The organism is Streptomyces sp. PsTaAH-137 (genome assembly GCF_003259365.1).
GTDB lineage: Bacteria > Actinomycetota > Actinomycetes > Streptomycetales > Streptomycetaceae > Streptomyces.
Map to the genome: position 1 here is coordinate 322809 of NZ_QLLY01000001.1, position 12492 is coordinate 335300.

A 12492-nucleotide genomic window follows, 5' to 3' on the forward strand; every position below is an offset into this window, starting at 1 on the left:
CCCGAAGCACCGAGCGCCTCGAAGACCCCGAACGCCCCCGGGCCGGCTCCGCACCAGGAGCCCGGCCCGCGGGTCGTGCCCACGCAGGACACACGACTGCACTGGCTCCTGACCCTGGCCGTCATCGTCTCGGGTGTCTGGACGATCCGGCCGCTGGGCCTCAGCGGCCGGGGCCTCGCCGTCGCCGCCCTCCTCCTGGTCAACTGCGTCGTCCTCGCGGCCCGCCACCTGCCCGAGGCCAAGGTCCCGCCACGCGTCGCGCTGATCTGGCTGACCTGCGGCGTCGTCGCCGCGGCCGCGCTGATCGGCGTCAGCAGCTCCGGCTCCAGCTATCTCTTCGCGTACTTCCTCGTCGGCCACATCGGCCATCGCCTGGAGACCCGCAAGGCCCTCACCCTCGCCGCCCTGTGCAGCCTGCTGTGCGGCGGCGTCCTCTACTTCCGTCTCGGACCCGGCCACACCTTCCTGCCCTGGACGCTCGGCCTCAGCACCGGCGCCCCGGTCCTGGTGGGCATCCTCAACCGCAGCCGTCAGCGCGCCGTCCAGGCCGTGGTCGAGGCCGCCGAGTCCGCGGAGCGCGCCGCGCGGGCCGAGGCCCAGGCCGCCGTCCTCACCGAGCGCGGCCGCATCGCCCGCGACGTGCACGACGTGCTGGCCCACTCCCTCGCGGGCATCAACATGCAGCTCGAACTGGCCGACGCCCTCATCGACACCGGCGACCTGGAGCGCGTACGCGAGGCGAACCAGAAGGCGCACAGCATGGTGAAGGAGAGCCTGAAGCAGGCCCAGTGGACCGTGCACGCGCTCCGCGAGGACTCCCTGCCGCTCCTGGAGAGCCTGACGGCGATGATCGAGTCGTCCGGCCACCACGACGCGCTCACCGTCACCGGCACCGTCCGCGAGGTGCCGGCCCGGCTCACCCAGAACCTGCTCCGCATCGCCCAGGAGGCGCTGACCAACGCCACCCGGCACGCGCCCGGCGCCGCCGTCCGCGTGGAGCTCGCCTTCGCCGGGGCGTCGACGACCCTGACGATCCGCAACGGCCCGGCGACCCGCCCGGTCAGCGCGGGCGGCGGCAGCGGAATGGGACTGATCGGCATGCGGGAACGGGTCGCGCTGCTCCGTGGGACGATCACCGCGGGCCCGGTCACCGAAGGACCGGACCAGGGCGGCTGGCAGGTGGAGGCAGTGATCCCCGATGAGTGAAGCGACGCAGCAGGACCACACCAAGAGGCCGCTGAGAGTCGTCGTCGCTGACGACCAGGCCGCCGTCCGCGAGCCGCTGGCCGCGGTCCTCGGCCTCGCCGACGACATCGACGTCGTCGCGGCCGCGGCCGACGGCAGCGAGGTGCTCACCGCGGCCGCCGCCGGACCCGTCGACGTGGTTCTGATGGACCTGCGGATGCCCGTCATGGACGGCATCGAGGCGACCCGCCGCCTGGCCGAGGAACATCCCGAGGTGGCCGTCGTCGTGCTGACCACCTTCGCCGACGACGACTCGATCCTGGCCGCCCTGAGCGCCGGGGCCCGCGGCTACCTCACCAAGAACGCCGGGCGCCAGGACATCACCCGCGCCATCCGCGCCGCCGCCGCGGGGCAGTCCGTCCTCGACCGCGAGGTCCAGGACCGGCTCCTCGCCACGGTCCGCACCAAGGCCTCGGCGCCCGGGCAGCAGCTGCCCGACGACGTCACGCCCCGCGAGCGCGAGGTGCTCACCCTGATCGGCCAGGGCCTGCCGAACCGGGCGATCGCCGAGAAGCTCTTCATCAGCGAGGCCACGGTGAAGACCCACATCAACAACCTGTTCGCCAAGGCGGCCATCCGGGACCGCGCCGACGCCGTGCGCCGCGCCATCGCCGCCGGTCTCGCCTGACCCACGCGTCGCATACTGGATCACAAGGCACAGCGCTCCGTACGACGTCCAGGAAGCGGCATGAAACAGCACGACCCCGATCCGCCGCCGCCCCCGCCCGGCGGGGTCCTCTGGGACACCGCGGGTGACATCCGCTCCCTGCTCGCGCTGCCCGCCGCGTTCGTCCTCCAGGTCGCGCACCCCGCCGTCGGCGCCGGTGTCGACGACCACTCGGTGTTCCGCACCGACCCGTGGGGACGCGGCACCCGCTCCCTGACCTCGGTCCTGCTCTGGGTGTACGGGGGTGAGACCGCCGCCGAGGAAGGGCGCCGCCTGCGCCGCGTCCACCGGGACATCAGCGGCACCGATCCGCGCGGGCGCCGCTACCACGCGCTCACCCCGGCCCACTACGCCTGGGTGCACGCCACCGGCTATCCGGTCTCCCGGCGGGCCCGGCGCTACTTCGCCCGGCCGTTCACGCCCGAGGAGGACGAGCGGTTCTACGCGGAGTGGCTGATGGTCGGCCGGATCCTCGGCATCCATGACCGGGACATGCCGCAGACGGTCGGGGAGTTCTGGCCGTACTACGAGCGGATGCTGGCCCGCGAGATCGGGTCCAACGTGGTCGTCGCCGAGCTGACCGACGCCCACCGCGCCATTCCGGCGCCGCCGGGGCCCTGGGTGCTCCGTCTCCTCTGGCCCCTTCTCCGCCCCGTGCTCGCCCGGACGCTCCGGTTCCTGTCGATCGGCCTGCTCCCGCCCGAGGCCCGCGCGGCGATCGGCCTGCCGTGGTCCCCCCGCCAGGAACGCCGCCTGCGCCGCTGGTCCGCCCTGGTCCGCTTGACCGTCCCCCACCTCCCGGAACGCCTCCGCTATCTGCCCATGGCCCGCCGAGCAAGAGCGGCCACGCGTCTGCCGTGACCGGTCGCGTCGCCGAGTGCCCGTAGCGTCGTGGCTGGTCGCGCAGTTCCCCGCGCCCCTGAGATGCGCACTTCGTGCGGCATCTCATCAGAGAGGCGCGCGAAGCGCAGCCTCAGGGGCGCGGGGAACTGCGCGAGAAGCGGCCACCGGCCCGCAGCCGACCGGCAACCCCCAAAGCGCGGGTCAGCGCACGGAGTGCACCCCATTCGTGGCCGCGATCGACTTCCACGACCGCGGCCGCTCAGGCCCCCCGCCCGCCCGCAGCGCAGAAGACACCGAAGACACAGCAGGCCGCGTCGGCTGGAACAGCCACGTGTCGAACAACGACGCCAACGGCTTGCCGGAGACCCGCTCCGCGTAGGACACGAAGTCGGAGACGGTGGCGTTGCCGTAGGCGTGCGCCTGCGGCCAGCCCTTGAGGATCTTGAAGAACTTCTTGTCACCGACCGCGTCGCGCAGCGCCTGGATGGCCATGGCCCCCCGGTCGTAGACGGCGGCGTCGAACTGGTTCTCGGCGCCGGGATCCCCGGGCTTCACGGTCCAGAACGCGTCGTCCGCCGGATGCTGCGCGTACGCGTAGTCGGAGAGTTCCTTCGCCGTGCCCTCGCCCTCCTTCTCGGACCAGAGCCACTGGCTGTACCGGGCGAAGCCCTCGTTGATCCAGATGTCCTTCCAGCCGCGTACGGAGACGCTGTCCCCGTACCACTGGTGCGCCAGCTCGTGCACGACGACGGAGACGTTGGAGCCGTTCGCGAACTGCTTGGGGGAGTAGAACGGCCGCGTCTGCGTCTCCAGGGCGAACGACGACGGGACGTTCGGGACGTAGCCGCCCAGCGCCTCGAAGGGGTACTTCCCGTAGACGGACTCCAGCCACTCGGCGACCTCGGCGGTGCGCTCCACGCTGGCCTTCGCGGCGCCCTCGTTGGCGCCGAGATCCTTGCTGTAGGCGTTGACGACGGGCAGCCCGTCGGAGGTCGTGTCGGTGGTGATGTCGAACTTGCCGACCGCGAGCGTCGCCAGGTAGGTGGCCTGCGGGTGGCTGGAGCGCCAGTTGAAGCGGGTCCAGCCCAGCTTCGAACTCTGCGACTGCAGCGTGCCGTTGGAGATCGCCTGGGTGCCGTCGGGAACGGCCACCGAGATGTCGTACGTGGCCTTGTCGAGCGGGTGGTCGTTCGACGGGAACCACCAGGCCGCCGACTCCGGCTCGTTGGCGAAGACGGCGCCGTCCGGAGTGCGCTGCGGGGACGTGAAGCCCCACAGTTTCACGTCGGACGGCTTGCCCGCGTACTTCACCACGACCGTGAAGGGGGTGCCCTTCGGGAGCCCGGTCGCGGGCGTCACCTCCAGTTCCTGCTCGCCCGACCTGGCGAACGCCGCCTTCTTCCCGTTCACCCGGACCTCGCTCGCGGTGAGCCCGAGGTCGAGGTCGAAGCGCGACAGGTCCTGGGTGGCGGAGGCGAGGATCGTCGCCGTGCCCTCCAACAGGTCCGTCTTCGGCTGGTACTTCAGACGCAGGTCGTAGTGGGAGACGTCGTAGCCGCCGTTCCCGTACGTCGGGTAGTAGGGATCGCCGATGCCCGAGGCCCCGGGAGCGAAGTCGGCCGCCGATGCCGGGATCGCCAGCAGCAGGGCGGCCGTGAGCGCGCCGGGAGCGATGAGTCTGCGGTACACGGAAAACTCCAAGTCGTAGGAACAGACCGGGGACCGACCGCGCGCGACCGGAGGGAACCGGCCCCGTGTGATCGTGTTCGCGACCCTATTCAGCACCCGGCACGCCGGTCATGTCCATGGCCCCTGCTGTCACACGATCGCCATTCGGCCGACATGTGTCTTTACGCCCCACGCGCCTGACGGGTCGCGCTGATGCCCTCTGTCGCACGGGAGTTGACCCGTGTACCTTCCGGCCATGCCGATACCTGCCGGACGCATCCGCCGCCTCTGGACCCTCCTCGTGGGCGCGGCCGCCGCGGCCCTGCTCGCCGTGCTCGTCGCCCCGGCCGGGGCCGTGGCCCGTGCGGCCGCGCCGACCGAGTCGCAGCCCGTCTACTCCTACGAGAACGCCGTCCGCGAGTCCGTCTGGGTCGACACCCGGCTCGACGGCGACGGCGACGGCAGGACCGACCGCGTCGCCGTCGACATCGTCCGCCCCCGGGAAGCGGCCGCGCAGGGCCGCAAAGTGCCCGTGATCATGGACGCGAGCCCGTACTACTCCTGCTGCGGGCGCGGCAACGAGAGCCAGCTGAAGACGTACGACGCGAACGGCGACATCGTGCAGATGCCGCTCTACTACGACAACTACTTCGTCCCGCGCGGCTACGCCTTCGTCGGCGTCGACCTCGCCGGCACCAACCGCTCCGACGGCTGCGTCGACGTCGGCGGCCGCTCCGACGTCCAGTCCGCCAAGGCCGTCGTCGACTGGCTCAACGGCCGCGCCAAGGGCTACACCACGCGGTCCGGCACCGAACGCGCGAAGGCCACCTGGACCAACGGCCGTACCGGCATGATCGGCAAGAGCTACGACGCCACCGTCGCCAACGGCGTCGCCGCGACCGGCGTCGAGGGCCTGGAGACCATCGTCCCCATCGGCGGCATCTCCTCCTGGTACGACTACTACTTCCAGCAGGGCGCCCCGCTCTACGACTCCGGCCCCGACTGGCTGTCCGACTACGTGGAGAGCCCGGACGCCCGCGCCCGCTGCGCCGCCGTCCAGCAGCGGCTGGTCGACGAAGCACCGCGCAGCGGCGACTGGTCCTCGCTGTGGCAGGAGCGCGACTACGTCAAGGACGCCGCCGAGGTGAAGGCCAGCGTCTTCGTCGTGCACGGCATGCAGGACCTCAACGTCCGCGCCAAGCACTTCGGCCAGTGGTGGGACGCGCTCGCGAAGCACGGCGTCGAGCGGAAGATCTGGCTGTCGCAGACCGGGCACGTCGACCCGTTCGACTTCCGCCGCGCCGACTGGGTCGACACCCTGCACCGCTGGTTCGACCACGAACTCCTCGGCCTGCGCAACGGCATCGACCGCGCACCGATGGCCGACATCGAGCGCACCCCCGACCACTGGACCACCGACACGGTGTGGCCGCCGCGCACGACACGGACCACCGCCCTGCGGCCCGCCCGGGGTGCTACGCCCGGCGTCGGCACCCTGAGCCTGAAGCCGGGGACCGGCACCGAGCGGTTCACCGACGACCCGTCCCTCGATGAGTCCGACTGGGCCGAGCGGATCGACACCTCGACCCCGGGCAAGGCCGGCTTCATCAGCCGCCCGCTCGGCAAGGACCTGCGGCTCTCCGGCTCCTCGACGGTGACGGTCACCGCGACGCCGACCACGGCCACCGCCCATCTGTCCGCCGTCCTGGTCGACCTCGGCCCGGCCACCGTCCGCGACTACGGCGCGGCCGGCGAAGGCATCAGGACACTCACCGACCGCAGCTGCTGGGGGCCGAGCACGACCGGCGACAGTTCCTGCTTCAAGAACACCGAGGCCGTCACCGCCGACGTGGGCTCGACCGTGTTCAGCCGGGGCTGGGCCGACCTCGGCACCTCCGCCGACCCCGGCCGGGGCCGCCCGCTCACCCCGGGCAAGGCCTACCCCCTCACGATCTCCCTGGCCGCCAGTGACCACGTCGTGCCCGCCGGGCACCGGCTCGCCCTGATCGTCGCGGGCACCGACAAGGACCTCATCGACCCTGCGTCCACCCGGCCGACCCTCACCCTCGACCTGTCCCGCACCGTGGCCCGCGTCCCCGTCGTCGGCGGCGCCGGCGCCTTCGCGGCCGCCACGGCCGAGGCGGCCACGCCTCGCCCGTCCGCCGCCGACGGCGTGCGCCCGGCGAGCCCGCACCGCCCCGTCCCGGCAGGCGAGTGACCGATGAAGGCCCACCGCCGCGGACTCACCGTCGCCCTCGCCACCGCGGCCCTCGCCGCACCCCTGGTGACGGTGGTCCCGGCGCGCGCCACCGCCCCGTTCCCCCGCACCGGCTTCGAGCGGACGCACGGCGCCCACTGGACCGGCCAGTCCGAGGAACAGAAGCTGCTCGCCGCCGTGGACCGGGCGTCCGACCGCGTCACCGTCACCCGCATCGGCACCACCGCACAGGGCCGCCCGCTCCAGCTGGTCCGCGTCGGCGCCCGGCGTACCGCCACCACCACCGTGCTGCTCGTCTGCGGCCAGCACGGCGACGAACCCGCCGGGCGCGAGGCGTGCCTCACCACCGTGCGCGACCTCGCCCGGGCCACGGACCGGGCGACGACACGCCTCCTGTCCCGCACCACCCTGCTCGTCGTGCCCACCGCCAACCCCGACGGGCGCGCCGCCGACACCCGCGGCAACTCCGACGGCGTGGACGTCAACCGCGACCACCTCGCCCTGAGGACGGCCGAGGCCCGCGCCATGGCGGCGGTCATCCGCGACCGGCGGCCCGACGTCATCTACGACCTGCACGAGTACCGCGCCACCCCGGAGTACTACGACAAGGACCTCTTCGACCTCTGGCCCCGCAACCTCAATACCGCGCCCGCCGTGCACGACGCGGCCGTAACTCTGTCCGAGCGTCACGTCCGCCCGGCCGCCGACGACGCCGGGTACTCCACGGGCACGTACGGCATCCGGACCGACCCCGTCACCGGCGACCCGGTCAAGCAGACCGCGGGCGACGGCCAGGAACGCATCCTGCGCAACCTGTCCGGCGTCAAACACGCCCTCGGCCTGCTCGTCGAGAGCCGCGTCGACCCCGGCAGCCCGGCGGAGTCGGCCGACGAGGCGCTGAACAACCGGCGCCGCCGCGACTCCCAACTCGCCGCGCTGAGGGGACTCTTCGGCTTCACCGCACGGCACGCCGACACGATCCGCGCCGTGACGACGGCCGCGCGCGCCGCGGGCCCGAGCGATACCGGACCCGTCTACGTCGGCGGCGCCGACAACGCCCCGCCACAGCCCGCCGAGACCATCCAGGACCTGCCCTGCGGCTACCGCCTCAACCCCGCGCAATACGCCGAGTACAAGGACGAGTTGGCGCTGCACGGGATCCGCGTACGGGCGTCGGGGGACGGGGACGGGGTCTACGTGCCGCTGCGGCAGTCCGAGCGGGCGCTCGTGGTGCTCCTCCTCGACGCCCGCGCGCGGTACCACCTGACGGAAGGAGAGCCCGACACCAGCTGCTGAACGGGCCATAGGGGGTGGTCGGTGTGGTAGGCCCTGAAGGGTGACAAACCCTCAGCAACCGCCCACCGGCGCATCCGGCCCCGACGAGGATCCGTCGGGCGGCCGGAGCCCCGCCACCGACCGGATCGTGTTCGGCGTGACGGCCGGGCTGACCCTGGCCTTCGTGGTCTGGGGCTCGGTCGCCACCGACAACCTCGAAAGCGTCTCCACGCACGCCCTGAACGGCTTGATCCACAACGGCGGTTGGGCGTTCATGCTCGCCGCCTCCGCCTTCGTGGTCTTCGCGCTCTGGCTCGCGATCAGCCGCTACGGGAAGATCACCCTCGGCAAGGAGGGCGAGGAGCCCGAGTTCCGCACGGTCTCCTGGGTGGCCATGATGTTCAGCGCGGGCATGGGCATCGGCCTCATGTTCTACGGGGTGAGCGAGCCGCTCGCGCACTTCACGACGCCGCCCCCGGGCACCGACCCGGCGGACGCCGCCGAGGCCATGGAGACCGCCATGGCGACCACCCTCTTCCACTGGACGCTGCACCCCTGGGCGATCTACGCGGTGGTCGGCCTCGCCATCGCCTACTCCACCTTCCGCAGGCGCCGCCGCCAGACCATCTCCTCCGTCTTCGTGCCGCTCATCGGCGAGGAGCGGGCCCACGGCGCCTGGGGCCGGGTCATCGACATCATCGCGATCTTCGCGACGCTGTTCGGCTCGGCGGCCTCCCTCGGGCTCGGAGCGCTCCAGATCGGCTCCGGCTTCGAGGTGCTGAACTGGATGGACAAGACGAGCACGACCCTCCTCGTGGTGATCATCGCGGTCCTGACGGTCGCCTTCGTCGCGTCCGCCGTCTCGGGTGTCGAGAAGGGCATCCAGTGGCTGTCGAACACCAACATGGTGCTCGCGCTGATCCTCGCGGTCTTCGTCTTCGTCGCGGGCCCCACCATCATCGTCCTGGACCTGCTCCCCACCTCGCTCGGCGCCTACTTCGGCGAACTGCCCCAGCTCGTCGGCCGCACCGAGGCGTCCAGCGGCAAGGGCGTCGCCGACTGGCTCGGCAGCTGGACGGTCTTCTACTGGGCGTGGTGGATCTCCTGGACGCCCTTCGTCGGCATGTTCATCGCGCGCATCAGCCGCGGCCGCACCATCCGCCAGTTCGTCGGCGGCGTGATCCTGGTCCCGTCGACGGTCAGCCTGATCTGGTTCGCGATCTTCGGCGGTACGGCGATGAAGATGAAGGAGCACGGTCAGCTGGGCGGCGCCGACACCCCGGAGGCCCAGCTCTTCGGGGTCCTGCACGAGTTCCCGATCGCCACGGCGTCCAGCATCCTCGTGATGATCCTGGTGGGCATCTTCTTCGTGTCCGGCGCGGACGCCGCCTCGATCGTCATGGGCACGCTGTCCCAGAAGGGCGCCCTCGAACCCGGCCGGTTCGTCGTCATCTTCTGGGGCGTGGTGACCGGCGCGGTGGCGGCGGTGATGCTGCTCATCGGCGGCGGCTCCGACAACGCGCTCACCGGGCTCCAGAACCTCACGATCCTCGTCGCGGCCCCCTTCACCCTGGTCATGATCGGCATGTGCGTCGCCCTGATGCGCGACCTGCGCCAGGACCCGCTCATCGTGCGCGGTGACATGGGCATCGAGGTCGTCGAGGCGGCGGTCGTCGCCGGACACGAGAAGTACGGCGGCGAGTTCGAGATCCGGATCGGCCCCGGCGACGGCCTGGAGACCTCGGGCGACCCCATCGGCGACCACGGGAACGAGTAGGCCTCCGGGCGGGGCGCGGCCGTGGTCCACTCCGCGTCATGCCCCTGCTGCTTCTGGACCTCGACAACACGCTGATCGACCGGGACGCCGCCTTCCGCTCCGCGATGGCGGCGTTCCTGGCCGAACACGGCCTGCCCGCCGGGGACCTGGCGTGGATCATGGCGGTCGACGACGACGGCTACGCGGCGCGCCCGGCCGTCGCGTCGGCCCTGACCCGCCGCTACCGGGACCAGGTGTCACCCGCCGCTGTCCAGGACGTGCTCGACCGAGGTGCGGCGGACCGCGTCACCCTCGCCGACCCGGTCCGCGCCGCGCTCGTCGCGACGACCCGGGCCGGCTGGACCCCGGTCGTCGTCACCAACGGCCGCACCGCCCAGCAGACCCGGAAGATCCGCCGCACCGGCCTCGACACCCTGGTCGACGGCTGGACCATCTCCGAGGCCGTGGGCCACAAGAAACCGGACCCCGAGATCTTCCACGCGGCGGCCGCGGGCCGCTCCCTGCGATCGGCCTGGATGGTGGGCGACGCGGCCCACGCCGACATCGCGGGCGGCCACGCGCTCGGGCTGCGCACGGCATGGCTGGCGCGCGGCCGCGCCTGGCGGGAGCGGGAGTACGCGCCCACGCACGTCGCGGAGGGCGTCGTGGCGGCACTGGAGCACGTGGTGGGGGAGGGGCACTGAGGCGCGTCCTCCTCGGTCAGCCCGCCCCGACCAGCCCCGCCGCCTCCTCCGCGCACCCCCACGCGACGGTCACCCCGGCTCCGCCGTGCCCGTAGTTGTGCACCAACACCCGCCCCGCACCGTCGACTTCACGCTCGATGCGCACCGCCGGGCGCGCCGGACGCAGGCCCACCCGGTGCTCGACCACCCGGGCCCCCGTGATCTCCGGACGCACCGCCGCGCACCGCCGCACGATCCCCTCCGCGACCGCGGGATCCGGGGCCAGGGACCAGTCGTCCTCCTGCGCCGTGCCGCCGAGCAGCAGCCGCCCGCCCGGCTGCGGGAAGAAGTACGTCGTGGCGTCCGACGCCTCGTCGGCCGAGGTGAACCACGTGTGCACGCCCGGGTTCTCCACGACCACCAGCTGCCCGCGCACCGGCCGCAGCGACGCGTCCGGCACCAGCTCCCGCGCCCCGAGCCCCGTGCAGTTCACGACCGCGCCGGCCGCCGCCACGGCCTCGTCGAGGGAGCGCACCTCGCGCCGCTCCACCTCCACCCCTGCCTTCGCCAACTCACCCCGCAGCCAGGCCAGATGGACCGGCATGTCGATCAGTGGAAGCCGCGCCGCAAGTCCCTCGGGGGTCTCCCGCAGCTCCGCCACCTCACCGGCCCACGCCCCCAGACCGGCAAGCCGGACACCCTGGTGTACGCCCTCGACCATCCGTACGCCGGTCTCGTCCGGGCGGCCCGCCCAGTCCACGTAGCGCCGCAGCGACCGCAGCGACCACGGGCCGACCCGCTCCACCGGGTCGATCCGGTACGGCCACCACAGGGCGCCCGCAACGGCCGAGGTGGTGCGCTCGGCGAGGTCCCGCGACCACACCCGCACCCGCCGCCCGGCCCGCGCGAGCACCAGCGCGGTGGACATCCCTATGACCCCGCCGCCCACCACGATCACGTCACCGTTCACATCACTGTTCACGCCGGGACGGTAGCGGAATGGCCCATGCCGCGCTCAACACCGCTGCCGGGTGGGGATACTCACAGCATGTCTGCCGAGTACGCGACCTTCGGCCTCGCCCCGGCGATGCGCGCCGGGGGAGTCCTGGCCAACGGTGACTACCAGGTCCACCGGGACTTCCTGGATTTCATCGTGGACGGCCGCCCGCTGCTGTTCCAGCTCTCCGACCTCGACGCGGTCTCTCCGCTGGCCGCCGACATCCCGCCCGCCATCTTCACCGACCACGTCAGAAGCCTCCTCCTGGAGGCCGGCGCACCGCTGGCCGAAGGGCGGTACATCATCTACGGCTGCCCCGAGTGCGAGGGCCTGGAGTGCGGAGCCGTCACCGCCGTCATCGAGCGGGCCCCCGACGATCAGGACGACTATGTGTGGCGCGATTTCGCCTGGCAGACCGACGAGCGGGTCGACCTGGAGCTCAACGGCTACCACGGGATAGGCCCGTTCCGCTTCCGGGGCGACGAGTACCGCACCGCGCTCGGCGCCCTGCTCGACGGCGCCGCGGGCACCCGCCGCCGGGTCCTGCTCATCGGCGCCCGCGTCGCCGTCCTCGCCAGACTGGCCGCCGCCCTGCGCACCATCGGCATCGGCGCGGACATCACCCAGGACGCGACCGGGGTCCCCCCGGAGGAACTGCGCGGCTACGGAGCGGTCGCCTTCGGCCGCGCCGTCGGCGAGGCCCAACGGGACGCCGTCCGCGCCGAGTTCGACCGCGCCGGGGCCGACATCGCCTACGTCGACGGGCTCGCCCCGATCGTCCCGCTCCTCGTCGCGCAGATAGAGAGCGCCCTCGACCGCAGCCCCGCGGACCGGCGCCGCCTCGCCCGGCTCGTCGCCGCCGACGGCGAAGCCGGCCTCGACGTCACCTCCACCTGCCGCGTCCAGCTCACCGCCTACCGCCTCGACCGCCTGTACCGCACCCACGCCCACGACGTCTTCGACGCGGTCCTCGACCCCGGCCGCCACCGCATCTCCCTCGACCGGAAGGCCACCAAGGGGGAGTCCTTCCTCGTGGCCCGCACCACCGGCAGCGTGCTGGTGGCGCCGATGGCGCACTGACCGGCCCCGTCGAGCCACCGATCCCCGTACGACATCGCACCGGACCGGGCCCATTAGGAT

The 12492-nt window shown here is 72.6% G+C and carries 10 protein-coding genes; 8 read left to right on the forward strand and 2 right to left on the reverse strand.

Annotated features, from left to right (window positions below):
- The first annotated feature begins 96 nt into the window (after positions 1 to 96).
- Genes K377_RS01310 through K377_RS01320 form a run of 3 tightly spaced genes read left to right on the forward strand, consistent with a single transcriptional unit; the run spans position 97 to position 2773 of the window.
- On the forward strand, positions 97 to 1206 hold the full coding sequence (locus tag K377_RS01310) for a sensor histidine kinase (RefSeq protein ID WP_111661602.1): 1110 nt from the start codon (positions 97 to 99) through the stop codon (positions 1204 to 1206).
- Entirely contained in the window at positions 1199 to 1873 is a 675-nt protein-coding gene (locus tag K377_RS01315; protein WP_111661180.1) for a response regulator transcription factor, read from the forward strand. The genes K377_RS01310 and K377_RS01315 overlap by 8 nt, the downstream gene beginning before the upstream one ends.
- 60 nt (positions 1874 to 1933) lie before the next feature.
- Positions 1934 to 2773, forward strand: a complete 840-nt coding sequence (locus tag K377_RS01320; RefSeq protein ID WP_111661181.1) for an oxygenase MpaB family protein — start codon at positions 1934 to 1936, stop codon at positions 2771 to 2773.
- Between the two features lie 183 nt (positions 2774 to 2956).
- Here the strand turns inward: K377_RS01320 and K377_RS01325 are convergent, their stop codons facing one another.
- A complete protein-coding gene (locus K377_RS01325) occupies positions 2957 to 4444 on the reverse strand; it encodes a M1 family metallopeptidase (protein WP_111661182.1) in 1488 nt (495 codons plus the stop codon).
- 235 nt (positions 4445 to 4679) lie between these two features.
- Between K377_RS01325 and K377_RS01330 the strand changes: the two genes are divergently transcribed.
- From K377_RS01330 to K377_RS01345, 4 genes are read left to right on the forward strand one after another with little or no spacing between them, the layout of a single operon-like run.
- On the forward strand, positions 4680 to 6641 hold the full coding sequence (locus K377_RS01330; RefSeq protein ID WP_111661603.1) for a Xaa-Pro dipeptidyl-peptidase: 1962 nt from the start codon (positions 4680 to 4682) through the stop codon (positions 6639 to 6641).
- Positions 6642 to 6644: 3 nt separating this feature from the next.
- Entirely contained in the window at positions 6645 to 7937 is a 1293-nt protein-coding gene (locus K377_RS01335; protein ID WP_111661183.1) for a M14 family metallocarboxypeptidase, read from the forward strand.
- 40 nt (positions 7938 to 7977) lie between these two features.
- Positions 7978 to 9693 (forward strand): BCCT family transporter, encoded by a 1716-nt coding sequence (locus tag K377_RS01340; RefSeq protein WP_375605891.1) that lies wholly within the window; start codon positions 7978 to 7980, stop codon positions 9691 to 9693.
- A 38-nt stretch (positions 9694 to 9731) separates the two neighbouring features.
- Positions 9732 to 10376 carry an HAD family hydrolase gene (locus K377_RS01345; RefSeq protein WP_111661185.1) on the forward strand — a complete coding sequence of 215 codons (645 nt, stop codon included), beginning with the start codon at positions 9732 to 9734 and terminating at the stop codon, positions 10374 to 10376.
- A gap of 16 nt (positions 10377 to 10392) precedes the next feature.
- Here K377_RS01345 and K377_RS01350 read toward each other — a convergent pair whose 3' ends face one another.
- Positions 10393 to 11283, reverse strand: a complete 891-nt coding sequence (locus K377_RS01350) for an FAD-dependent oxidoreductase (RefSeq protein WP_202455761.1) — start codon at positions 11281 to 11283, stop codon at positions 10393 to 10395.
- Positions 11284 to 11403: 120 nt separating this feature from the next.
- Between K377_RS01350 and K377_RS01355 the strand changes: the two genes are divergently transcribed.
- Positions 11404 to 12432, forward strand: coding sequence for an oxidoreductase (locus K377_RS01355; RefSeq protein ID WP_111661186.1), 1029 nt, complete (start codon positions 11404 to 11406; stop codon positions 12430 to 12432).
- The last annotated feature ends 60 nt before the right edge of the window (positions 12433 to 12492 follow it).

What these genes read in the sequence shown, in the direction of transcription:
- K377_RS01315 (WP_111661180.1), top strand. Translation starts at nt 1,199, where the DNA reads ATGAGTGAAGCGACGCAGCAGGACCACACCAAGAGGCCGCTGAGAGTC.
- K377_RS01355 (WP_111661186.1), top strand. Translation starts at nt 11,404, where the DNA reads ATGTCTGCCGAGTACGCGACCTTCGGCCTCGCCCCGGCGATGCGCGCC.
- K377_RS01335 (WP_111661183.1), top strand. Translation starts at nt 6,645, where the DNA reads ATGAAGGCCCACCGCCGCGGACTCACCGTCGCCCTCGCCACCGCGGCC.
- K377_RS01345 (WP_111661185.1), top strand. Translation starts at nt 9,732, where the DNA reads ATGCCCCTGCTGCTTCTGGACCTCGACAACACGCTGATCGACCGGGAC.
- K377_RS01320 (WP_111661181.1), top strand. Translation starts at nt 1,934, where the DNA reads ATGAAACAGCACGACCCCGATCCGCCGCCGCCCCCGCCCGGCGGGGTC.
- K377_RS01350 (WP_202455761.1), bottom strand. Translation starts at nt 11,283, where the DNA reads ATGTCCACCGCGCTGGTGCTCGCGCGGGCCGGGCGGCGGGTGCGGGTG.
- K377_RS01330 (WP_111661603.1), top strand. Translation starts at nt 4,680, where the DNA reads ATGCCGATACCTGCCGGACGCATCCGCCGCCTCTGGACCCTCCTCGTG.